At 22.7% G+C, this 24,684-nt stretch carries 22 protein-coding genes; 12 read left to right on the top strand and 10 right to left on the bottom strand.

The genetic code is table 11. The features are described 5' to 3' along the window. Positions 1 to 13 precede the first annotated feature (13 nt). The 3 genes from ACZ5EC_RS11925 to ACZ5EC_RS11935 are packed head-to-tail and all read left to right on the top strand — an operon-like array spanning position 14 to position 1,976. A complete protein-coding gene (locus ACZ5EC_RS11925) occupies positions 14 to 1,045 on the top strand; it encodes a DNA-directed RNA polymerase subunit alpha (protein ID WP_464302704.1) in 1,032 nt (343 codons plus the stop codon). Between the two features lie 19 nt (positions 1,046 to 1,064). Continuing rightward, positions 1,065 to 1,427: a 50S ribosomal protein L17 gene (gene rplQ / locus ACZ5EC_RS11930; RefSeq protein ID WP_464302705.1), complete on the top strand. Its 363-nt coding sequence runs from the start codon at positions 1,065 to 1,067 to the stop codon at positions 1,425 to 1,427. 6 nt (positions 1,428 to 1,433) lie between these two features. Next, positions 1,434 to 1,976, top strand: coding sequence for a hypothetical protein (locus tag ACZ5EC_RS11935; protein WP_464302706.1), 543 nt, complete (start codon positions 1,434 to 1,436; stop codon positions 1,974 to 1,976). A 29-nt stretch (positions 1,977 to 2,005) separates the two neighbouring features. On the opposite strand, the gene ACZ5EC_RS11940 is transcribed toward ACZ5EC_RS11935, so the two are convergent. After that, positions 2,006 to 3,193: a PilZ domain-containing protein gene (locus ACZ5EC_RS11940; protein WP_464302707.1), complete on the bottom strand. Its 1,188-nt coding sequence runs from the start codon at positions 3,191 to 3,193 to the stop codon at positions 2,006 to 2,008. A 444-nt stretch (positions 3,194 to 3,637) separates the two neighbouring features. On the opposite strand from ACZ5EC_RS11940, the gene ACZ5EC_RS11945 reads away from it, so the two are divergent. From ACZ5EC_RS11945 to ACZ5EC_RS11980, 8 genes are all read left to right on the top strand, one after another. After that, a complete protein-coding gene (locus ACZ5EC_RS11945) occupies positions 3,638 to 4,345 on the top strand; it encodes a YggS family pyridoxal phosphate-dependent enzyme (RefSeq protein ID WP_464302708.1) in 708 nt (235 codons plus the stop codon). A 150-nt stretch (positions 4,346 to 4,495) separates the two neighbouring features. After that, positions 4,496 to 4,771 carry a YggT family protein gene (locus ACZ5EC_RS11950; RefSeq protein ID WP_464302709.1) on the top strand — a complete coding sequence of 92 codons (276 nt, stop codon included), beginning with the start codon at positions 4,496 to 4,498 and terminating at the stop codon, positions 4,769 to 4,771. A gap of 33 nt (positions 4,772 to 4,804) precedes the next feature. Next, a complete protein-coding gene (gene mtnP / locus ACZ5EC_RS11955) occupies positions 4,805 to 5,677 on the top strand; it encodes an S-methyl-5'-thioadenosine phosphorylase (RefSeq protein ID WP_464302710.1) in 873 nt (290 codons plus the stop codon). A gap of 564 nt (positions 5,678 to 6,241) precedes the next feature. Further along, positions 6,242 to 6,541, top strand: coding sequence for a hypothetical protein (locus tag ACZ5EC_RS11960; RefSeq protein WP_464302711.1), 300 nt, complete (start codon positions 6,242 to 6,244; stop codon positions 6,539 to 6,541). Then, a complete protein-coding gene (gene lspA / locus ACZ5EC_RS11965; protein WP_464302712.1) occupies positions 6,534 to 7,202 on the top strand; it encodes a signal peptidase II in 669 nt (222 codons plus the stop codon). Before ACZ5EC_RS11960 ends, lspA begins: the two co-directional genes overlap by 8 nt. A 143-nt stretch (positions 7,203 to 7,345) precedes the next feature. Further along, entirely contained in the window at positions 7,346 to 8,263 is a 918-nt protein-coding gene (locus ACZ5EC_RS11970; protein WP_464302713.1) for an RluA family pseudouridine synthase, read from the top strand. 16 nt (positions 8,264 to 8,279) lie between these two features. Beyond that, on the top strand, positions 8,280 to 9,287 hold the full coding sequence (locus ACZ5EC_RS11975) for an NAD-dependent epimerase/dehydratase family protein (RefSeq protein WP_464302714.1): 1,008 nt from the start codon (positions 8,280 to 8,282) through the stop codon (positions 9,285 to 9,287). 24 nt (positions 9,288 to 9,311) lie between these two features. Beyond that, complete coding sequence (locus tag ACZ5EC_RS11980) at positions 9,312 to 10,283, top strand: phosphatase PAP2 family protein (RefSeq protein WP_464302715.1); 972 nt, start codon at positions 9,312 to 9,314, stop codon at positions 10,281 to 10,283. Between the two features lie 5 nt (positions 10,284 to 10,288). Here the strand turns inward: ACZ5EC_RS11980 and guaB are convergent, their stop codons facing one another. The 9 genes from guaB to ACZ5EC_RS12025 all read right to left on the bottom strand — a co-directional run bounded on the left by guaB (position 10,289) and on the right by ACZ5EC_RS12025 (position 22,075). Beyond that, entirely contained in the window at positions 10,289 to 11,743 is a 1,455-nt protein-coding gene (gene guaB, locus ACZ5EC_RS11985) for an IMP dehydrogenase (RefSeq protein ID WP_464302716.1), read from the bottom strand. After that, a complete protein-coding gene (purD, locus tag ACZ5EC_RS11990; protein WP_464302717.1) occupies positions 11,722 to 13,011 on the bottom strand; it encodes a phosphoribosylamine--glycine ligase in 1,290 nt (429 codons plus the stop codon). Before purD ends, guaB begins: the two co-directional genes overlap by 22 nt. Before the next feature lie 35 nt (positions 13,012 to 13,046). Next, positions 13,047 to 14,390, bottom strand: coding sequence for an aspartate--tRNA(Asn) ligase (gene aspS, locus ACZ5EC_RS11995; protein ID WP_464302718.1), 1,344 nt, complete (start codon positions 14,388 to 14,390; stop codon positions 13,047 to 13,049). Positions 14,391 to 14,731: 341 nt separating this feature from the next. Continuing rightward, positions 14,732 to 16,744, bottom strand: a complete 2,013-nt coding sequence (locus ACZ5EC_RS12000) for a B12-binding domain-containing radical SAM protein (protein ID WP_464302719.1) — start codon at positions 16,742 to 16,744, stop codon at positions 14,732 to 14,734. Between the two features lie 303 nt (positions 16,745 to 17,047). Next, positions 17,048 to 17,908, bottom strand: a complete 861-nt coding sequence (gene nadC / locus ACZ5EC_RS12005; RefSeq protein WP_464302720.1) for a carboxylating nicotinate-nucleotide diphosphorylase — start codon at positions 17,906 to 17,908, stop codon at positions 17,048 to 17,050. Between the two features lie 62 nt (positions 17,909 to 17,970). Next, positions 17,971 to 18,915, bottom strand: a complete 945-nt coding sequence (gene nadA / locus ACZ5EC_RS12010; RefSeq protein WP_464302721.1) for a quinolinate synthase NadA — start codon at positions 18,913 to 18,915, stop codon at positions 17,971 to 17,973. A 170-nt stretch (positions 18,916 to 19,085) separates the two neighbouring features. Next, positions 19,086 to 19,862 carry an aspartate dehydrogenase gene (gene nadX, locus ACZ5EC_RS12015; RefSeq protein WP_464302722.1) on the bottom strand — a complete coding sequence of 259 codons (777 nt, stop codon included), beginning with the start codon at positions 19,860 to 19,862 and terminating at the stop codon, positions 19,086 to 19,088. A 336-nt stretch (positions 19,863 to 20,198) separates the two neighbouring features. Then, the gene (locus ACZ5EC_RS12020; protein ID WP_464302723.1) at positions 20,199 to 21,254 is read right to left on the bottom strand and encodes a hypothetical protein; all 1,056 of its coding nucleotides are present in this window, start codon (positions 21,252 to 21,254) and stop codon (positions 20,199 to 20,201) included. A 29-nt stretch (positions 21,255 to 21,283) separates the two neighbouring features. Continuing rightward, positions 21,284 to 22,075 (bottom strand): hypothetical protein, encoded by a 792-nt coding sequence (locus ACZ5EC_RS12025; protein WP_464302724.1) that lies wholly within the window; start codon positions 22,073 to 22,075, stop codon positions 21,284 to 21,286. Between the two features lie 319 nt (positions 22,076 to 22,394). On the opposite strand from ACZ5EC_RS12025, the gene ligA reads away from it, so the two are divergent. Further along, on the top strand, positions 22,395 to 24,617 hold the full coding sequence (gene ligA / locus ACZ5EC_RS12030) for an NAD-dependent DNA ligase LigA (protein WP_464302725.1): 2,223 nt from the start codon (positions 22,395 to 22,397) through the stop codon (positions 24,615 to 24,617). Positions 24,618 to 24,684 lie beyond the last annotated feature (67 nt).

Here is a 24,684-nt window from a genome sequence, read left to right on the forward strand (position 1 = left end):
GAGGTAAAAAATTATGGATAAAAATATACTTAAAGATTTACAATTACCAAAAAATGTAATTTATGAAAAAGACATAAAAGATAGGTTTAGTGGTAGATTTATTGTAAGTCCATTAGAAAAAGGTTTTGGTATTACAGTTGGTAATTCATTAAGAAGGGTATTGTACTCATCAATTAGAGGATATGCAATAACTTATATAAGAATTGAATGGGAAGATACAGAAGGGAATAGAAAAGTTATTGTTTCTGAATTTGATAATATCCCATTTGTAGTTGAAGATACAATTGATATTTTAATGAATCTTAAAATGTTAAGATTAAGATTATTAACAGAAGATCTTAAAAAAACTTTTAGTTTTGAAATTGAAGGTCCTAAAACAATTTATGCAAAAGATTTTGAAGTTTCTAGTGATATTGAAGTTGTTAATAAAGATTTAAAAATTTTAACTTTACAGGAAGGTAAGTTGTATATTGATTTTACTGTAGAAAATGGTAAAGGTTATAGTCCTGCTGAAAAAAGATTTGATGAAGGGGATACAGTTGGAATGCTCCCTATAGATGCTATATTTAATCCAGTTAAAAGGGTTAATATAAAAATTGAACCTGCGAGAGTTGGTAATGTTACTGATTATGAGAAATTGATTATTGAATTAGAAACAGATGGTACAAAAGATTTAACCGATGTTATTGAATCTTCTGCATATATTTTAATTAAAAACTTTATGATTTTTATTGAAAATGTTATTCCTACTGAAGTTGAAGAAAATAAGAAAGAAGAAAAAGAAGAAATAGTTGAAGAGGATAAAAAATTATTATCATTGCTTGATCAATCTTTAGATACACTTGAATTTACTGAAAGGGTAAAAAACTGTTTTAAAGCAGCAAATATAAATACTTTCAGAGATTTATTAATTAAAAGTGAATCAGAATTAGCAACTTTAAGAAATTTTGGTAAAAAATCATTAGAAGAAGTTAAAGAAAAATTGACAAAAATAGGTTTAAAAATTGGAATGAAAGAAAAAATTGAAGAACTTGAAAAAAAATAAAAAGATAAAGGATTGAAATATGCGACATCTGGTTAAAAAGGGTAGAAAATTTGGTAGAACTAAAGCTCATAGAAAAGCTATGTTTAAAAATATGTTAGTTTCATTATTTAAATATGAAAGAATTGAAACTACAGTTGAAAAAGCAAAAGATTTAAGAAGCTATGCTGAAAAATTGATTACAAGAGCAAAAGTTGATTCTGTCCACAATAGAAGAATAGCAAGAAAATGGATAGAGGATAGAGAAGTATTAACAAAACTTTTTAAAGAAATTGGTCCTAGATTTAAAGATAGAAATGGTGGATATACAAGAGTTGTTAAAACAACTTATAGAAAAGGTGATAGTGCACAAATGGCTGTTATAGAACTTATTTCAGAAGAATAAATTTTTATGGAAAAAGAAAAAAGTATAAAAGCAAAAATCCGTATGATTGGATTTTTGCTTTTTTTTATCATTAATTTATGTGTTTTACTATATAGTTTTATTTCAAATTATCGAATAAATAATCTTAATAATATGCATATTAAATATATTATAAGTATTTATTTTTTTATTTTATACATATTGTTTTCAATAAAATTAAAAAAGATAAAAACAATTATTTTCATAATAATTTTTTTTATTCTTTCTTTATTAACAAAATCATTATTTTTAGCACTAAAATTACAAACATTAAACTTTGATAATATTATAAAATTAACAAATTATAATTATTATTTGAATTTATTAAATTCATTTTTCTTTTCATTTATCAGCATATATCTATTTAATATTTTAAATTTGGATAAAAAAATAAAAATTTTATTAATCCCACAGATAATATTAAAAAATTTAAAGATAAGGAAAGAAGAGTTAAGAAAGCTACAAATATCAAAATATGTAGCTAGAATAATTTATGAATCTTTTAAAGAGTATAAAAAATTAATAAATTAATTAATTTTTTTAGTTAATATAAAAGTTTTTTATGTTTCAGTATATAAAAGTTCTTTTAACAAATTAATAGTATCAAGTGGTATATCAATAAATTGGACTCCAAAATAGAAATTATCATCTTTTTCAAATTTTCTTCTAACCATCCCTTTTAAATCAAATAGATGTTCTTTTAAACTAAAACTAATTTTGATCCTCGTACCTTTATCAAGAGAGTCCCACATCATTTTATCATTAGATGAAATTAAAACACCCCCGGCAGAAATATCAACTAAGTTGGTTTGTTTTTTATCAATTTCTAAACTTTCAAAATAATTTGATTTGATTAAACCAGCTATTAAAAGCTTAGAAAATTCATCTAGTTTATATATTGTATTAAAGGCAATTTGGGCTTTTTTATCAATAGTATTCATAATATATATATAGCTTATAACATAGTTTTTATAAATAACAGGGTAATATAATTCAGAAAAAATATTTTTCTTTTGTTTAGATATTAGTAATGAATTTATTTTATCAGGTATAACAATTTCAGCTGTACCCATTAATTTTTCATATTCTACGATATCATCAACAACAATAACTTTTGAAGAATCATAGACAGAACTATCAGGAAAATATCTAAAAGTATTGGGGATATAAAAACTTTTTCCTGTTTTAATAATTAAAAATTCTTCTAAAGTTGAAGGTGACTTTCCTCTTAACATATATATGTGATTTTCAGAAAAGATAGACATTTTGTTTTTAAAAGCAGCTAATAAATTTTTAATAGAATTGTTTGATTTGGATAGATAATCTTTTTCAGGGAAAGGAGAAAAAACTTCAGTTTTAGGAAAATTTAAATCTATAACCTTTCCCTTATAGGAAATTTGAATGTGCTGGATATCTTCTATTTTAACTCTTTCAAATCTCCTTTGTAAATTTCTTAATATTTCTTTTGGTTCTTTAATAATAAAGGTTTTAGTATCAATAATGCTAACAACAATAGTATTGAAAGTATGTCTGTTATCTCTAAAGAAAAATGAGCATGTCAATTTTTGATAGGGAGTTAGGGGTAAGTTCGAATTATGCTTTATAGTTAGTTGTGATTTTGAAAAAGAATTAATAAATCCTGTAAATTTAGATTTATTGTTTATTATAAAATCAATTGCAGTTTTATTTTGTATTAGTTGATTAAAAACAAATTCTTTTTCAACAAGAGAAGTAATTTTATCACTCATAATAAATCCTTATAATTACTAATAAAAAATCTTTAAAAATATAAAATATTAAAAAAAATATAATAAAAATAAAACATTATTAAAAATATTTTAATTTGTAAACAAATACAAAAATTAAAAAGGTAATAAAAATAAATTTTAAAACACTTCAATAAACTTAATTAAATATTTAAATAAAAAAATATAGAGTTTGATTTTATTAGTAAAATTTACAGAATTAATAATACTAATAGATTTATACAACAAAAATAAAAAAAAATCAAATAATTATTTTAAAATAGGCTAATAATACTAATAATTTAATATAATTATTGAAAAATTTTTACAATAATTTTAAATGTAGATATAGATAATTGGTTATTTGAAATTGTTTTATATTATTAAGTTAATTAAAAAATATATTGGTTTAAGGATAAAATATAAAAAATAGGAAAGGGAGAAATTATGGATATAAAAAGTAATATAAAAAGTTTAAAAGATAATGTAGAAAATATAAAAATTAAATACGGAATTAATTATCCTATTGAAATTGTTGCTGTAAGCAAAACTCATCCTGTGGAGAAAATTATCGAAGCTTATAATGCTGGGTTAAGGGTTTTTGGAGAAAATAAAGTGCAGGAAGGTGTAAAAAAGATTGAACAATTAAGAGATATGGGATACAATGATATTACATGGCATATGATAGGACATTTACAAACAAATAAGGTCAAATATGTTGTTAATAATTTTAATACTATTCAATCTGTAGATAGGGAAAAATTAGTAGATTACCTCATAAAAGAACTAAAAAAGAATGATTCAAAAATTGATATTATGATAGAGGTAAATACCTCATATGAGGAACAAAAGTCAGGGGTAAATCCTGACAATTATTTCAAATTATTAGATTATATTCTTGAAAATGGGGAAAATTATATTAATTTAATAGGGTTAATGACAGTAGGACCTTTGACAGAGGATGAAAAAAAAATTAGAAAAAGTTTTAAGCTTTTAAATAATCTTTTTTATAGAACAAATGAGCAATATAAAAATCTACATTTAAAATATTTATCAATGGGTATGAGTGGGGATTATGAAATTGCTATTGCAGAAGGTAGTAACATGATAAGAGTTGGAACCATCATTTTTGGGAAGAGAGAATATTTTAAGTAAAATAAATTTACAAGAGATTGGATTAATTAAAAAAATAATATTACAAGTTAATATTAATTTAAATTAATATTAATATAGAATATTTTATTAAAATAATAATAAAAATAAATAAATTAAAAAAAATAAAAAGAAAAAAAAAGTGGAGGATTTATGAAATTAATTATTGGATTAATTTTTTTAATAATAAATCTTTATGAAATAATCTTATTTGTTAGATTTATTATAGAAATCTTTAAATTATTATCACCAAAACCTTTTTCTCAATTTATGACAACTATTTATGGTTTTCTATTTAATATAACTGAACCTTTAATAATCTGGATTAAAAAATATATACCAACAACTTTCCAGAACATTGATTTTTCATACTTAATAATAATTTTAGCTTTAGAGATTATCAAAAAAATTTTATTACTCATTTTTTAAAATATAAAATTTTATTAAACTAAGGAGTTTGATGTGGAAAAAATAAAATTTGCAATAATTGGAGGATCTGGATTATCAGAAATTGATGATTTAATTATTGAAAAAGAAGTTGAAATTCAAACCCCTTTTGGTAGAATGTCTGCTCCAATAAAAATAGGTTACTTTAAGGGTACTAAAAATAAAATTGCATTTTTACCAAGACACGGTAAAGGACATTGGATTTTACCATCCAATATTCCACAAAAAGCTAATGTTTGGGGATTGAAGTCAATTGGGGTGGAAAAAGTAATTGCTATTTCTGCTGTTGGTTCTTTAAAAGAAGAGATTGAACCTACTCATCTTGTTGTACCGAATCAAATTTTTGATAGAACAAAAGGGAGAGATTCAACTTTTTTTTCAAATGGATTAGTTGGTCATATCTCATTTGCAAACCCATTTTGTCCTGAACTACAATCATTTATCTATAATAAAATTAAATCTTTAAACATCCCAGTACATAAAGATGAAATGTATGTTTGTATGGAAGGACCACAATTTTCTACTAAAGCTGAATCAAATTTTTATAGAATTATTGGTGGTGGAATTATTGGAATGACAGCTATCCCAGAAGCAAAATTATTTAGAGAAGCTGAAATTTGTTATGGTATGATTGCAATGGCTACAGATTATGATTGCTGGAAAGAGGGTGAAGAAGCTGTTAATGTCAAGATGGTTATTGAAAATGTTAATAAAAATATTGCTAATGTAAAAAAAGTATTGAAAGAGATTTTTATTGATATACCTGAAGAGAGACATTGTGAATGTGTTAACGCTTTGCAATATGCTGTACAGACTTCAAAAGAAGCAATAGATAAAAAAGAATATCAAAAATTAAAAATCTTTTTAAAAAAATATTTTGAATTATAACTCAAATTCTATAACTGAGTATATCCAGTTATTGGTGTAGAATTTAAATATAGAATATTTATATTTATAAAAAAATTGTAATCTTTAAATTGTATTTAAAACATCAAGTTTTAGTAAAAATCTAATAATTGAATTAATATAAAAATAAAAAAATAGGTCAACAAATAATAAAAAAGGGATTAAGTGATTAAAAATAAATTATTTATTATTATTATATGTTTTTTATTAATTTCTTCTATCTCTTTTATTTTACAGCAAAATACAATTTATGGTTCTAATATCTTTTTTTTTGGTATATCTAGTGATAATGTATTCGATAATGTATTTTTGGATAAGAGTAAAAATAATTTTCAAGTATTTAGGCAATTTAAATGCTTTTTTTATTTTAATTTAAACTATAACTTATTATATTTTAATAAAAATTGTGATAACTATTTTTTTCAATTTTATAATATTAATGTTAATAATTTCTTTATAAATAGTTCCTTTTATTTAAATACGGTTTTAAACAATTGTATTTTAAAAAATTATATTTTAAATAATTACTTATTAAAAAACAATAATTTGAATTTTAGTAAAAATGATTTTAATTATACTGAAAATTTTATTAAATATAATCAAAGTAATGATAACCAGACTTTTAAAGAATCAAAATTGAGAAGAGCTGAAATTCTTTTTTTTATTTCTATTCCATTTATATATATTTATGTAAATAATTTAATTAAACTTAATAATTATTTTATTTATGGTAATTTTGAAAAGGAGTTTGACAACTATCAAAAAAGGGTATTGTATATATCATTTATATTTTTTGGATTTGATGTTATATTTAATGATCTGACTTCAAGGAGTAAAGATGGATAAAAAACATTTAAAGAAGCTTTTATTATTTATTATTATCTTTTTTTCAATTATAATTATAGACCAATCAACAAAATATTTGGTTTCAAAAAACATGTATCTTTATCAATCAAATAATGTAATAAAAGATTGGATTAGAATTACCTATATTGAGAATACAGGATTTTTAAATGGGTTAGGATCACATTTAAATGATGGTACAACTTTTAATCCTATTGTATTAATTACAATAGGAGCTTTATTAATTGTAATTGCTTATTTTATCTATTTAATAATATATACAAAAACTAATACTTATTTAGTTTTAACTTTTTCAATTTTATTGGGAGGAGCATTTGGAAATTTTATAGATAGATTGATAAGAAAAAAGGTAATTGATTTTATAGAGTTTAAATTTTTTCATTTAAGTATAGGTAAACTTAAAATAAATTCTTTCCCTGTATTTAATTTTGCAGATTTTTTTGTAACAACAGGGATAATTATGCTCATAATTTATTTTATTTTTCTAGAAAAAAAATACTTAAAAGAAATAAAAAAAGAAAATAATTATTTAGAAAATAATGATTTTGAGCAAGAACAATTTTTTAATGATGGATTAGAAGATAAATCCATTTCTGAAGAAGATGAACAAAAAAATATAATTGATAATGATGATGATTTATAATTAATAATAATAATAAAAACAAAAATAATTATAATAATAAATGAAAATAATATTTTTAAAAATTATAAGATAATTGTAAATATTATATACAGGTATAATTATAAAATAACATTACAAATTATATTAAACGATAATAAAAATAAATGGAAGAATATAAAATATTAGAATACAACTTTAAAGTAGATGAAGATTTTGAGAATAATAGAGTAGACTATGTTATAGCAAATTTAACTGATTTGACTCGTAGTTTTATCAAAAAAAATATTATTGAATTAAAAATAAATGGTAAAAATTCTAAATTATCGAAAAAAGTAAAACAAGAAGACAAAGTTAATTTAAAGTTTAAAAAAATAGTTCACAACGATAAGATAATTCCTCAATTTTACCCATTAAAAATTTTATATGAAGATAATTTCCTTATAATAGTTCGTAAACCATTTAATATTCCTGTTCATCCATCTTTTGGACATGAAAATAACACATTATGTAATTATGTAATGGATTATTTAATGAAAAAAGAGATCTTTTTAGAAGATGCAGGGATGGTTCATAGATTAGATATGGATACAGAAGGGTTGATAATATTTGCAAAAGATAAAGATACTCAAAAGCAACTCAAATTATTATTTGAAACAAGGAATATAAATAAATATTATTTTGCTATTACCAGGGGTACAGTTTTACCAAAAGAAGGAATTTTAGAAGATAACCTTATAAGAAACCCATATAATAGATTAAAATATACTGTTACCGATGAAAATAAAGGTAAGAATGCAAAACTTGCCTATAAAAATATTATGAGTTTTAATAATTATTCATTGTTGAATATTAAACTTTTAACAGGAAGAACTCACCAGATTAGAGTTCAATTTTCTACAAGAGGGTATCCTTTAATTGGAGATAGAATATATTCAAGAAATTATAAAAAATATTTTGATAAATTTGGTTTATTACTTTTTAGTTATAGATTGAATTTTAAACATCCAAAAACCAGTCAAAATGTTAATGTAATTGATAGAATTCCAGAGAGGTTTATAAATTTTATTAATGAATATTTTTAAATTAAAAGGAGTAAAAATGAAAGTAGGTATTACTGGAGCTTCTGGATTTATTGGTAAAAATCTTGTAGATTATTTGCTTGAAAAGGGATATGAAATTGTAATATATAAAAGGGAAAATTCTAAAACAAGCTATTTTAATAACAAAAATGTTAAATTTAGAGAAATTGATTATTTTGACAAAAATAATTTAAATGGAAAATTTTCAGATATTGATTGTTTAATATATTTATCAGGATTAACAAAATCCTTAAATACAAATATGTATTATAAAGTAAATTATGAAGCGTTGAAAAATGTTGTTGATGAGATAAATTTAAATAACCCTGATTTACACTTTATTTATGCATCAACACAAGCAGCTACTGGACCTGCAAAAGACTGGAATAATCCTAAAAAGATAGATGAGAAAGAATCTCCTATATCGAATTATGGTAAAAGTAAATTGAAAGGGGAAAAATATCTGATTTCAAATATAAAAAATTTTACTGTTTTTAGACTCGTTTCAGTTTTTGGACCATATGATTTTGATGGTTTAAAATTTTTTAAAATGGCTTTAAGTAAATTTGTTTTTAATGCAGGAAAGCAATTACCAAAGTTGAATCTTATTTATGTCAAAGAACTTGTAAAAAACCTTGAATTTGTAATTGCAAAAGATAAATTTTTTAAAAAAAGATTTCACATGGGATATCCAGAAATAATAACAACTGAAAAGTTTGTTGAAACTATAAGAAAAACATGTGGAATAAATAAAAAATATTACTATATAAAAATTCCAATTCCTGTTGTTGAGGTATTTTCAATCTTTTTAGATTTTTTTCAAAAGTTAACAGGTAAAATTTCAATTTTAAATAAAGAAAAGATAATGGAGATAAAAGCTCTTTACTGGATAGTTGATTCAGATGAATTTTACAAATTTAGTGGTTTAAAAGTTAAATATCCTTTTGAACAGATGGTTAAAGATACTTTAAACTTTTATATTAAAAATGGGTACATAAAAAAAGTATGCTCAAATTTAGAGAAATAGCAGGTTTAACATTAAGGGGTGATTATGAATCAGGAAAATAATTCCAATAGGATATTTTTACCAACTGATATTAGTGTTATTATATTATTATTAGTTTTTTCTATTTATTCTTTTTTAAATATAGGTAAAATTAAAAGTTCTTTTTTAGGTATAACATTTGATAGAGAACTTGTATTTGGTTTTATATTTCTAATATTAATAGTTTTTATTTTATATTTTATAAAATGGACATATAGATCAAAAAATAAATTAGTTCGATTCATTAGAATATTTTATATACAAGCCAGTTATCTTTTGTTTTTTAGTGAATGTATTTTGTTGTCACAGCTATTTTTTAATAACCATTCACTTGATTTTATCTTTGCAAAAGCAGATTTTTTAATATTTCATTATCAACCATCAGTCTCTTTGTATAAAGTGTTTGAAAATTCAAAATGGGTGAATGAACTGTTTTTTTTCAGTTATTTTTTTTACTATTTTTTAATAACATCTGGATGGTGGTTTTTATATTTTAGAGGGAAAGAAGAGGAAGCTATAGAAACAGTATGGACAGTAAGTACTTCTTTTTTTATTTTGTATATGTTTTATTCTGTTTTTCCTGTAAAGGGTCCAAAATTTTATTTTCCAGAGTTGCATAATATCTGGTATAATCATTTCGAAGGGTATTTTTTTACTAATTTAATGAAAAATATTTTTAATAATGCCAGGCTAGGAGGGGCTGCTTTTCCTTCTTCTCATGTAGCTATTTCTTTGATAGCTCTATTTCTTAATAGAAAGTATAATAAATATCTTATTCCAATTTACTTTCCATTTACAATAACACTTCTGATATCAACAGTATATTTGTATGCTCACTATTTTGTTGATGTTCTGGGAGGTGTTTTTATTGGTATTTTTCTTTATTATTATATTCCACCGCAATACAAGCTTTTTAAATCATTTGCTTTAAAACTTGATAAAAAATTTGAAAAATTTATGGGAAATGCAAAAATTTAAAAGTATTATACCCAATAATTTGGAGGTTCTTTAGTCATCATTATATCATGGGGATGTGATTCTTTTAAGGAAGCAGAGGTGAGTTTAATAAATTTAGCTTTTTGTTTTAAAGAAAGAATATCTTTTGCACCTACATATCCCATTCCAGATCTTAAGCCCCCAACTAATTGATAAACTACATCTTTCAATTTACCTCGATATGGTACTGATGCAGAAACACCTTCAGGTACAAATTTAGATTCATCTTCAATATCTTTTTGTCCATATCGGTCTTTGCTTCCTTTTTTCATTGCTTCTATTGACCCCATACCCCTATATAGTTTATATGTTTTTCCATTAAAATGATACATTTTCCCTGGAGCTTCTTCAACCTGTGCAAAAATGTTACCAATCATAACAGTGTCAGCTCCTGCTGCTAAAGCTTTAACAATATCACCAGAATATCTAATCCCACCATCAGCAATTAATTTAATATCAGTTCCCTTTAGATATTTATAAACTTCCATTATAGCTGTTAATTGAGGAACTCCAATACCAGCAACAATTCTTGTAGTGCAAATAGAACCAGGTCCAATACCTACTTTTATAGCATCAGCACCATTGTCAACTAAGAATTTGGCACCTTCTTTGGTAGCTATATTTCCTGCAATAACATTTATAGAATAGTTAGATTTAATCCATTTAAGAGTTTTGCCAACATTTTCTGAATGTCCATGTGCTGTGTCAATAACTATAACATCAACTCCTTTTTCAATTAAAAGAGGGACTCTTGAATAAGCATCTTCTAATACACCAACTGCTGCTCCAACTAAAAGTCTACCTTTATTATCTTTAGCACCATTTGGGAAATTAGATTTTTTAATAATATCTTTATAAGTGATTAATCCTATTAACTTTTTATTTTGATCAACAATTGGTAGTTTTTCAATTTTATTTTTTGATAAAATTCTAATTGCTTCATCAATTGATGTTTCTTTGTTTGCAATAATAAGTTTATTAAAAGGGGTCATATATTTTTTAACTTTATCGTTATCATCAGGAATAAATCTTAAATCTCTATTGGTTATAATTCCTTCCAATTTTTTATTATTAGAAACTACAAGAATTCCATTTATATTATTTTCAAGCATAATATTTTTAACTTTATTGATAGGTGTGTCAGGAGTAACAGTAATAGGATTTAAAATAACAATTGATTCAAACTTTTTAACTTTTGATACTTCTTCGGCTTGAATTTCAGGTGATAAATTTTTATGGATAATACCTATTCCCCCTTCTAATGCAAGATTAATCGCTAGATTTGATTCTGTAACTGTATCCATTGCAGCAGAAAGTATTGGTATATTAAGTTTAATATCTCTTGTTAGTTTTGAAGTTATATCAATTTCTTTTAATGATAAGTTGGAATATTGAGGTAATATTAAAACATCGTCAAATGTTAAGCCTTCATGAATTTCCATATTTTATCACCAATATCCTTTCTATAAAACATACCATCAAAATATATTTTACTGATGTTATTATACACATGTTCTTTAGCTTTTTTTATTGACTCAGCAAGTCCAATTAAAGTTAAAACTCTACCACCATTAGTTAAAAATTTATTATCTTTAAAAATAGTATTATTATGAAATAAAAAAAGGTCTTGAACATCAAGTTTTTCAATCCCGGTTATTAATACATCTTTTTCAAAAGAAATAGGATAACCTTTTGAAGCGATAACAACAGCAACACTTTTTTTTGAATCAAAGGTTAAGTTTAAATTGTATATTTTGTTATTTATTAATTTGTCAAAGATTTCCAGAAGGTTATTATTTACCAGTGGCAAAAAAGATTCAGTTTCTGGATCTCCAAGCCTTGTATTGTATTCTAATACATAAATCCCTGAATCTGATTTAATAAGACCAAAATATAGAAAACCTTTATATTCTATCCCTTCTTTTCTTAAACTCTCCAATGTATTTTCTATGATATTCTTTTTTATAAACTCAAATTCATTTTCTGTAAAAATATTGTATGGAGAAATACTTCCCATTCCTTCAGTATTTAACCCAAGATTATAATCAAATGCTTTCTTATAATCATGAGTTAGTGGAAATATTTTGTAAGAATCATGATCTGTAACAATAATGAGAGATACCTCTTCACCTTTTATAAAATCTTCAACAATAATTTGCTCTCCAGATTTGCCAAATTCTTTATTAACCATTATTTGCTGTAAAGTTTTTATTCCATTATGTTTCGAATCTATAATAAAACTTCCTTTACCATTTGCAGGACCTGAAACTTTAATAACATAGCGTTTATTTAAGGTAGATATATAATTATAAGCTTCTTCATAATTACTGAAAATTTTAAAATCTGGTGTAGGTATATTATACCTTTGCATAAATTGTTTTGCAAAAGCTTTACTGGATTCTAATATTGATGCTTTTTTAGAAGTTCCTACAACTAGAAAACCTTCATTTTTTAGATAATCTGTTAATCCATAAAATAAATATTGTTCTTTATCAATAATAACCAATTTGGTATTGTTTTTGTTTAAAAAATCTTTTAAAGTTTCAAATTTTAAAGGGTCGATATTAATTTGTTTAACTTTATTTTTAAAAACTGCTCCACCATTTCCAGGTATAAAAAAGATATTGTCTATATTTTCATTATAGGATAATTTCCAGCAAATTGCATCTTCTTTACCACCATTTCCAATAATTGCTATGTTAATCTTCAAAATACCCTCCGATGTGTTTTAAAAATTGGGAATTATTATGGGATAACTCTATTTATATCTCTAGGATACATTGAAGCTTCTTTTACACTTGATAAACCACATATTTTTTCTACAACTCTTTCAAGACCAATAGCAAGGCCACCATGAGGTGGTATTCCATATTTATGTAATTGTAAAAAAACTTCAAATTTTTCTGGTTCCAATCCAAATTTTTTAAGTTTTTCAACCTGCATTTTATAATTATGAATTCTTTGTCCACCTGTTGTAATTTCAATTCCTCTAAAAAGTAAGTCAAATGATAAAGTTTCTTCAGGATTTTCTGGATCATCCATTGTATAGAAGGGTCTTTTTTTTGTAGGAAAGTGAGTTATAAATAAAAATTCAGAATTATACTCTTTTAAAGACCATTGAGTTAAAAATTTTTCCTCTTCTGGTGCTAGATCTGGTTCAGATCTCAAATCTTTTTTTCTATATTTTAGATATAATTCATGAGCTTCACTTAATTTAATTGAAGGGATTGTATTGATTTCAGGTAATTTTATATCAAGAAGTTCGATTTCAAATTTGTTATGCTCTGGCAAATATTCATTAAATAGAAATTTCATAAAATCGGTTTCAAGTTCCATAATTTCATAAAAATCCTTAATAAATCCCATCTCTAAATCCATAGAAATATATTCATTAAGATGTCTTGAAGTATTATGTTTCTCTGCTCTAAAAACAGGAGCTATTTCATAAACTTTACCAAAAATTCCAACTCCATATTGTTTATAAAATTGAGGAGATTGAGTCAAATACAATTCTCTATCAAAATATTTAACTTTAAAAATATTAGCTCCACCTTCTGCACCAGAAAATACAATTTTTGGTGTAAAGATCCTTGTAAAACCTTTTTTAGTTAGAAAAGTTTCAAATGCATTAGCAACAGATTCTGAAATTTTAAATATTGATCTTTTTTTTGGATGTCTTAATGAAATAGGTCTCATGTCAAATTCTAAATCAGGGCGAACATTTAAAATTTTTTTATTAATTTCAAAAGGAGGTTGCTCATCAGGATGATAAATAAGTTTCAAATTAACAACTTCAATTTCTATGTCTCTTGGAAATATAGCTTTATCTTTTATATTAGATCTTTTAATCTTACCCTCAAGTTCAATAAAATCTCCTTCAGAAAAATTTTCAATTCCAACTTTTTTCATTGTTTCAGGTTCTAGTACAGTTTGCAAAAGATACCTATCTGTTCTTAGGATGAGAAAAGTAACATTTGCAAGAATTCGCAATCTATGTATAGTTCCTTTTAAAACAATTTTTTCACCAATTTTATTTGAAAGAGATGAAAAATCAAAAAGGTCATTAGATTTTGGACTAATTAGCTTCATACTGAAATCTCCAGATATTTTAGCTAATATAAAGATTTAACATTTTTTTTCAATATAAATATTTTTTATTTGATTTATTGAATAAAATTATTAAAATATGATTTGTCAGTTTTATATATCTTTTCTTTATTTTTATCAGTAACCCTAATTGATATATTTATAAATGTTTATAATATATTAAGTAGTTATTTTGAAAATAGAGATAGAAAATGTGATTATTCATATATGGTAAAAAGATTAAGATTTTAATTATGGAAAATAATTAAATGTAAAAAATTTCATTTAATAGATTCTATTTATTAAATAAATTGTATCAATAATTTATAGTTACATTTATAATTTCAATTATTAAAATTAATTGGTAAAAATTTTATAAAATTTACATTATTTTTTGAAAGATCAATTTTATTGTCTTCATTAATCGATTGAATGTTTTGATTAAATTTATTTAATGCAGATGAAATTTGGTAAATATTAATGTCTTTTTCAAGATAAGTGTATATACCATATTCATTATAAATAGTCTCTAAAAATTGATAATCCTTCATAAATTTGTCTTTTTCATTTTTAAAATAAATAAAATTAAAATTAAAATCCAGAGATAATTTTTTAAAATATTTCATAAATATTTCGGGTTTAGTTAAAACTTCGATTCTTTTTGAAAATAATTCATCATTAAAAAAATCTATACTTTGATGAAATTTATCATAATAATTTTTATATAGTTTGAATATATTTTTAAGCATATTTAAAAATTTATAATCAAGATTTTTAAAACTAATTAAATACAAAATATGGAAAATATCAGAATTTTTTTTTAAAAAATTGTTGTAAAAGTTAAGAATGTATTTGTCTATATCTATTTTTATCATTTTTTTTAATTTATCATAAAAAAGAAAATTTGCTGTATGATAGTAATATGTATTTTCTAAGTTATTAAAATGTTTTAAATTATTAGTAATGTAAATTTTGTCTTTATTTGAAAATAAAAATTCATCATAATATGAGATATCTTTTTCTGATTCAAGGTACATATAAAGATTTCTTATTTTTTCAATATCAAGTTTATCAGTTTTTAAAGCTAAATAAGGGGGTGTAGATTCAAAATTATATTTTTTTTCAATAAATTGAAATTTGAGGTCAGTAGAGGGTAAAATCAAAAGATGATAGAAACTCGCATATTCAAGGAGGTTATAATCATCAAGATAGTTTATTGTGTTAATTATATCGTCATATGATTCATTAGGTAACCCTATAATAAAATCAATTATTGGTTTAATGTTATTTTCTCTTAGAATTTTAACAAATTCAGGGAGATCAATTTTTTTTGAATTTCTGTTAATATTTATTAAGACTTCATTTTTTAAAGATTGAACACCAAATTCAATTTCATTAAATGAAGCATTGGATAGAGCTACAATATCTTCTTTTGTAAGAAATTCAGATCTTAATTCTCCAAAAAAATTAACTTTGGGTTTTAATTTGGTTTGAAGTTCAATAATATTTCTTAATAGATATTTAAAATTATTTTTATTTCTATTTAGTGTGGGTGATAATATATAAACTTCTTCAATATCCTTTTTTAAAATGTTTAATAACATATTGGAAAATACATTGTTAGGAAGTGAAAGAATATCTTTTCTAAATTTTGAATAAGCACAAAAACTACAGTTAAAAAGGCATCCTCTTTCTGTTTCAAAATAAAATAAATTGTCAGTTTTATAATCTTTTGATATTTCAATATAGTTTAAAATCATGTTTTGGTAATTTTTTATAAATAAATCTTTTAATTTTTCGTATTTGTCAGATTTAATATTTGTATCACTTAAAATTTGAAAATCATTAATATTATATTTTTTATCAATATGTTTATAAAGATTGAATTTATTATAATTATTTTTGTCATAATTAATTTTATAGGTATTATTTTTAATAAAATTTAATAGATATAATAGCTTGTATTCCCCTTCCCCTATGATGTAAAAATCAAAAGCATTATTTGAAAAAATGTAACTATTATCCAGTTGTATTTCAGGTCCCCCAGTAATTGTGATTATACCCTCTTTTCTTAATTCTTTTGAAATTTGAATATTTCTTTCAATATTCCATAAATAAGAAGAAAAACCTACTATATCTGGATTTAAAGATTTAATAATCTTTGTGATTCCTCTATTATTGAAATTATCTACAATGTTTCTTGGAATATCAATTATTTCAAAATCATTAATATTTAAAACTTTTAAAAATGATTTAAAATAATCCTTAAAAAGCTGATGATTACCCTTTTGATGAAAGTTATAAAATTCAGGAATTGGTAGTGAAAGAAGAATTATTTTTATTTTTTTGTTTTTCATATAGCTTGTTTATTAATTTAATATCGTTTATTATTAAATAGTTTGTTTATTAAAATGAATTTTTTAGTATCCCTTTCTTAAGTTTAAATATAATTTATAAAGTGTAATAATCCATATTGTAAAATAGCTACTTATATAATTTATTAACCAATTTTTAATAACTCTTTATACATACCATATAATTGCTTTTTTTTAAATACTAAAAATTAATAAATTAAAAAAATATTATAGAAAAATTTTCTCTTTTAAAAACTTTGATAGAAAATAAAAAATAAAATAATTATAAATAGTTTTGAATAAAGATTAACTATTGTAAATTTCTAAAGAGATATCTGTATATTTGATCTCAGTTGTTAGACTTCCCATAGAAATTATATCAATTGAATTATCCAGGTAGTTTGAAAAATTATTTTCAGAAATACCACCTGAGACTTCTATAATAATATTTTTGTTATTATTTTTTAGTATTTTTGCTACTTTTTTTGCTTCTTCTGGTTTAAAATTATCAAGCATTATAATATCAGCACCCATTTTTAATGCATTTAATCCTTCATCAAGGGTTTCAACTTCTACTTCAAGTTTTTGGGTGAAAGATTTAATAGCTTTAATGGATTTAATAGCTTTTTCAATGGAACCATATAATTTTTTATGATTATCTTTAATCATAATTGTATCAGAAAGATGAATTCTATGTGGATCACCTCCACCATGTATAACTGCAAGTTTTTGAAAATACCCAATAGAAGGTAATATTTTTCTAGTTGCTGCAATCCTGGTTTTATAACCTTTTTCTTTAATACTATTTTGAATTTTATAAGTTTTAGTTGCAACAGAACTCATAAGAGATAATAGATTCAAAATAGTTCTTTCTGTTAAAAGTATATAATAAGCATCTCCTGCAATTGAAGCTATTTCAATAATATGTTCTGCTTTATTAGTATCTTCAGTAATAAAATCTCCATCATTAAATTTTGTGTTAATTTTTATTCCAAACTTATCATAAATAATCTTTGCTATTTCTAATCCAGAAATAACAATATTAGAGTTTTTTAATAATATTTTTGCAGTAATTTTTTTCCCTTTTAATAACAAGCTTGCAGAATCAAAAAAATTTTCATCTTCTTTGATATGATTAATTATTTTATCTATCTGTTGTAAAAACACTTTTTCTCCTATTACTAAATTTTACTTATTGTATTTTTGAAAGTGTAATAAGATAAAAAATACTATTTTTCCATTAGTTTAAACATATTCAAAATAGGTTTTTTTGCTTTTTCAACAATATCAGCATCAAGTTCAATAAAGTTTACTTCTTCTTTTAATGTATTGTATAGATCAATTAATGTATTTTTTTTCATATTATGGCAAATAAAATTCTTTTTTAAAGGATAAAACAATTTATCAGGAAAGATTTTTTGTAATTTATAAACCATCCCAATTTCAGTCCCGATTATGAATTCTTTTGAATTTGTATTTTCTGGAAATTTAACCATTTGCCCAGTACTTCCTGTATAATCAGATGCATCTCTAACCTCCTTTGAGCATTCAGGATGGACAATTATTTTTGCATCAGGATGTTTTTGTTTAGCTTCTTTTAAATCATTTAATGTTATATTGTTATGTACATAGCAAAAACCTGTATCTCCAGGAATAGGGATAATATTTTTAGAAGTTTTCTCTTTGATATATGATGCCAGATTTTTATCTGGACCAAAAAGTATATTATTGTTATTCAATTTTTGAACAACTTCAACAGCATTTGCTGAGGTGCAAATAGTGTCAGCATACATTTTAGCATGAGCTGTCGAATTAACATATAAAACAATCGAATAATCAGGATAATTTTTTTTAAAAGTAACTAAAGTTTTTTCATCAAGAGAGTTTGCCATAGGGCATGTTGCATCAAATCTTGGTATAAGTATTTGTTTTTCTGGATTTAGAATTTTTAAAGTTTCTGCCATGAAATCAACACCACAGAATAAGATTTTTTTTGAATCTAAAGTTGTTGCAAGTTTAGCTAAAGCAAGAGAATCTCCAGTATGATCTGCTATATCCTGAATTTCAGGGATTTGATAGTTATGAGCAATAATTGTATATCCCTTTTCTTCTTTTAATTTAAGAATTTCTTTTATAAGATTATTTTTTTCTTCAATAAAATTATTTTGTTTCATCTAAATTCCTCGTATAATATATTAAAAATAAAAGTACTATTGGTAGCCTAATAATATTAGGAATAATAAATTAATAAAAAAATAATAAATATAACTACAAAATCATGATATACATAAAAGTATTTAAATAAAAATAATAAGTCTACCAACTATAAAATAAACTTTATTTTTTAATTTATTCTAAAATTACTATTTAGCTTTTTTAAAAGACTAACAATAGATAATGGTGCTAACAAACTGGTTCTTCCGTTTTTTGAAGGAAGATTTTCAATTTCAAATGTATAAAATCCTGCATCTGATTTTACTCTAATGCTATGTATATTTCTTTTAACTTCAGGATCAGCTACAATTTTTACATTTACTTTAGTAAAATCTCTTATTGTAACTGCAATGGTGACAGCAACATTAATGTTTTTTGGAAATTTTTGAATAGCTTTGTATACATCACCTTCAAATATAATTTTAGGTTTATTTAAATTTTCTGTAATTCCAAGATTATAAGGTGGTTTTTTTGTGGTTAAAGTAACAGATGTAATTCTATCTTTTATAGAATAAATAATATCAAGACCTCCTATTGCTCCAGAAGGTATATATACATTTGATTTCGAGTGATTCAATAATTTAAAAAATTTATCATAGAAATTTTTATTAGCAAATGCACCGGTGCTTAAAATTATAAAATTTAAATCATTTTTTAAAATAGTTTCAGAATACTTTATAACAGCATCAATTGAAGCACATTCAATGGCAAAATCGATTTTTATATTTTTTATTTTCCCATTTTTAATTTCATCTAAAGAAACCGATTCTGTAAATGAATAATTTAATAATAGATCTTTATATGATTCTGGATTTGTATCGAAAATATATGCTTTATTTATTGAGTTTTTTAGTTCCTCAATTATAATATGAGTGCTATTACCACCACCTATAAAAAAAAGGTTCATTTTTCCCTCTTTAAATATTATTTTTGGTAAACTTCTAAAAATAAGATGTTAAAAATCTCACATCTTTTTTTATCAAAAAAAAAATAACAAAATAAAAATTATTAGCAATAAATTTACAAGGGAAATTAAAAATAAAAAATAAGATTTCTAACCTATAGTGATGTTATAAAAATCAAAAAAGATGATGGAGTTCGAAAAGAATAAATATAATAAAAAAATTTTAAAAATAAATAAATGGTAATAATAATTTAATAAAAATTAAGTATAATATAAAGGAAAAATTTATAAAAATATAAAAAAATCAAATAAAAAATTAAATAAAAAAATATAGATAAATTAAAATTGTGTTTCAAATGATATAGATGCTGAATTAAAAAAATTAGAAAAATCTATTACATTAAAATTAATTCTAATTTTCCATAATATGCCAGAAAAAAAGTAATTTATATATGGTGAAACAATTATAGAATTAAAAGCATAATTAACTAGATTAATGTTTGATAAAAAACCTGCAAAAAATGTTTCATATTTATCATTATAAGCTAAATCCATATAAATGATAAAACTGTTTTTTTCCTGGTCTGTTAAAGTTTGTTCATCGTAATAGCCAGGTTTTGAAAATATTGAAAAAGTTTCTTTAAACTGTGATAGAAAAATTGATTGTTCAAAAACAAGGTATAAATCTGTTATTGAAGTTACTGTTAAAAGATTTTGTGAACCAGCAACCAATTTGATGTTGAAATTTTCTTGAGAAAATACAAGCCTTACAGCAGCTCTATAAATTGAAAAATCGTCAGTTCCTCCACCAATAGCTATTTGAAAATTACTTAAATTATAAATTCTAAAATACAGGTCAAGAGAATATTTGTATGAAGAATTAATTTTTTGGTATCCAGCAAGATCTAAAGACATAAAATTATCTAAAAATTTAAAATTGAAATCTACTCCATATCCTGATACTTTATAAACTGATTCAAAATTATCTGATAAAGAATAAGTATAATCTAAGTTATTAAATTTACTGCCTTCACATACATTTATATAGTCGCCATAAAATATTGATAAATCAAAAATGTTAAAAATATTGTTAATTGAAGCATAAAGTGAACTAACATAGATAGAAGGATAAATTGTATGATTTGTAGAGTTTGTATCAGTTACATCAAAAACTGAATTATTAGTAAAGTAATAGTTTAAAGTTATTTGTGTATTATATTTAGAACCTCCAGATAAATCTAGCTGCATGAAAATAATAGGTGAAATGTTAAAATTTGAGTCCATAGAAAACAAACTATAAAGTGTTGGTATATCAAGATTAGCACCACTAATATTTATGAAAGTTATAAATAAAAAAAATACAAAAAGCAATAAATATTTTAATATATTTTTCATAATATCCTCCATTCTAATCCATAAATGTTCTATACATTTATCAAAATGAAATTTTTAATAAAAGTTAAAAGTTTCTCAAATTCTTTCTGCTCAATTTTTAAGAATTGACCACAGAATATATTTTCATTAACATATATTATTTTTATATCACATAAAAAAGGTGTCTCCGTAAAAAATATTTTAAAATTTTTTACTATTTTGTTTTTAAGAAGATAAAAAGAGCTATCATTTTTAAATGTTTTAAAAGATAAGCCACCAAAAGAAATATTAATCAATTTTCCAGTTAATATTCTAGAGCTTATAGGGTTTTTAAAACCAATTTCTACATCCAGATTTTTTAGTGAAAACCTTATAAATTCTCTTTTTTCATTCTCAAAAAGTTCAAGTTCATTTAAAGTTATTTTTATTTTTTCAATAAATTCATTTTTATTTTTAAAATTGATAAATTTAAAAACATTGTTTTTTAAAATATCGTCAAATTTAGAATCATATTCATTTTTTGAAAATAAAATAATTTTTACATTTTGCAGTAGAGAATTTTGTTTTAAAATATCTATTAACAATTCTAAAACATTTTTAAGATTATCTGTATTAATAATCAGTGGAAGGTTTTGATTATCTTTAACAAATGCTATAAATTTTTCCTTTGAAAAATCATTAATTATATAACTATTTTTTAAACTATCTTTTTCAGTTATTTCAGTATTGATTTTATTATCAATATAAAATATTTGTAAAAAAGGAGTAATTTTTATAACTAAAAGGTCTCTATAAATCAGGTCAAAAAATTTAGAATCTTTATCTAAAAAAAGAATATTCATAATTAAATCTTGATTTTTAAGTCATAAAAATTATTGTTTATTTGTGAAATAAGTCAAGAAACTTTTTATTAAGATTTTTTAATGAAATGTTTTTTCTATAATTTTGTAAACTGTAAATTTATTACAAATAAAATAGCAAAGAAATTAAATTTTTTAATTTAAGCAAACAAATATAAGAAATTATATTTTTTAGTTTTACTAAACATATTAAAAAATTAAATTTATTAATAATAATAATAATTACATTAAATTGCTAAAATTATTAAAATACTAAAATTATATAAAATAATAACATTATCTAAATTTATGGAGTAAAAGGATGGACAAGAAAAATGTTGAGAAAAGGATAGACGAGCTAATAAATATAATAAATCATCATAATTTCCTTTATTATGTAAAAAATCAACCAGAGATTTCTGATGAAGAATATGATGCATTATTACTTGAGCTTCAAAAATTAGAAGAAAAATATCCAGAAGTTAAAAGAGAAGATTCACCAACTCAAAAAATTGGATCAGATTTAGATAATAAATTTGAAAAGACCAAACATGAAATTCCAGTATTATCTCTTGATAAAGTATATTCAACTAATAGTTTAAAAGAGTGGTTTTTTAAAATAATATCTACTTTTAAAAAAGTAAACTTTTTAGCAGAATTAAAATATGATGGTTCATCAGTAGTTTTATACTATAAAAATGGATTACTTTTTAAAGGAGTTACCAGAGGAAATGGTATTATTGGAAATGATATAACTGAAAATATTAAAACCATTAAAAATATCCCTTTAAAGTTAGATGAAAAGATAGATTTAGCTGTTAGAGGAGAAGTCCTTATAAAAAAAGATGATTTTGAAAAGTATAATAAGAATTTTGATAATTTTTATTCAAATCCCAGGAATTTTGCTGCTGGTACTTTAAATAGGATTAAAAGTAAAGAGGTTTCTAATATTCCATTAATTTTTATTGCTTATGATGGGTATTCAAAAAATAAAAATTTTGAAAATGATATTGAGATGAGGATATTTCTATATCAACAGGGATTTTTTACAGGATTAAAAATATATTATATATTTTCTTCTTATGGAGAATATAAAAAAGATAAGGGAAATATACAAATTAATAATAATAACAATGAAAGTAATATTAAAAACAATTTTTTAACTGAAATTCAAATAGAAGAAATTCACGTTGATAATGTAGAAATGATTATTCAAAAATTTGAAAATATAAGAAAAAATGGACAATTTCCTATAGATGGTATTGTTTTTAAAGTTAATGAGTATTTAGCACGTGAAAAATTAGGATTTACAGCTCATCATCCAAGATGGGCTATTGCTTATAAATTTGAAGCACCTAAAGCAGTTACAAAAGTAAAATCAATAGAGCTACAAATAGGAAGAGGGGGTAAAATTACACCTGTTGCTATTTTAGAACCAGTAAAATTAGCTGGATCAATTATATCAAAAGCAACATTACATAATGAAGAATACATTAAAAGTTTAGAACTTTCTATTGGTGATACAGTAACTATTTCAAAAAGAGGAGATATTATCCCTGCAGTTGAAGAAGTAATAGAAAAAAATGAAAATAACATTCAAACTTTTGAATTTCCACAAAATTGTCCATTTTGTGGAAAACCTTTAACAAAAATTGGTCCTTTGCATTTTTGTTTTAATCCTGATTGTAAAGCTAAAAAAATAGAAAAGATTAAATATTTTGTATCTAAAAATGGAATGAATATTGAAAATTTAGGAGATGAAACAATAATATTTTTATTTGAAAATAATTTTATTAAAGATCCTGCAGATCTTTACTTCTTTAATTATGATAAATTAAAAGAGTTTGAGGGGTATAAAGATAAAAAAATAACCCTGATAAAAAAAGGGATTGAAGAATCAAAAAAAAGAGATTTTTCAGTAGTTTTAACCAGTTTGGGTATAAAAGATCTGGGAAAACAAACAGCTAAGCTATTGATAAAAAATGGTTTTGAAAGTATTGATGACATAATTAAGAAATGTAAAGAAAATGATATAGAAGCATTTACTAAGATTCCAGGTATTGGACCAAAAATTGCTGAAACTTTTATAAAAGAATTTAATGAGGATGAAAATCTTACTTTAATTGAAAAACTTAAAAAAGCTGGTTTAAATTTAAGTTTGAATAAAAGAGAAAATGAAGATGAAAAAGGTGTAGAAATTAAAAATTTAATAGGTTTAGATAAAATAACTAAAGAAGATGAACAAAGACTTAAAAAAATATTTGAAAATACGAAATGGGTAATTACAGGAAGTTTTGAACATTTTAAACCAAGAGAAAAAGCTGCTATTTTAATTGAGCAATTTGGTGGTAAAGTTTCTTCATCTATTTCTTCCAGGATCAACTTTCTGTTAGCTGGTAAAAATCCAGGATCAAAACTTGAAAAAGCAAAAAAATTTGGAGTAAAAATTATTAATGAAGAAGAATTTATAAACATATTTAAAATGGGTTATGAAAAAGGGAAAGGTGAAAAAAAGCAATCTTTGAATAATACATTATTTGATTAAATAAAGTAAAAATTATAAAGTCTGATATTTAATCATATAAGAATTATGAATTCGTTTTGAGTAAGAA

This window comes from Exilispira thermophila, from assembly GCF_055389015.1.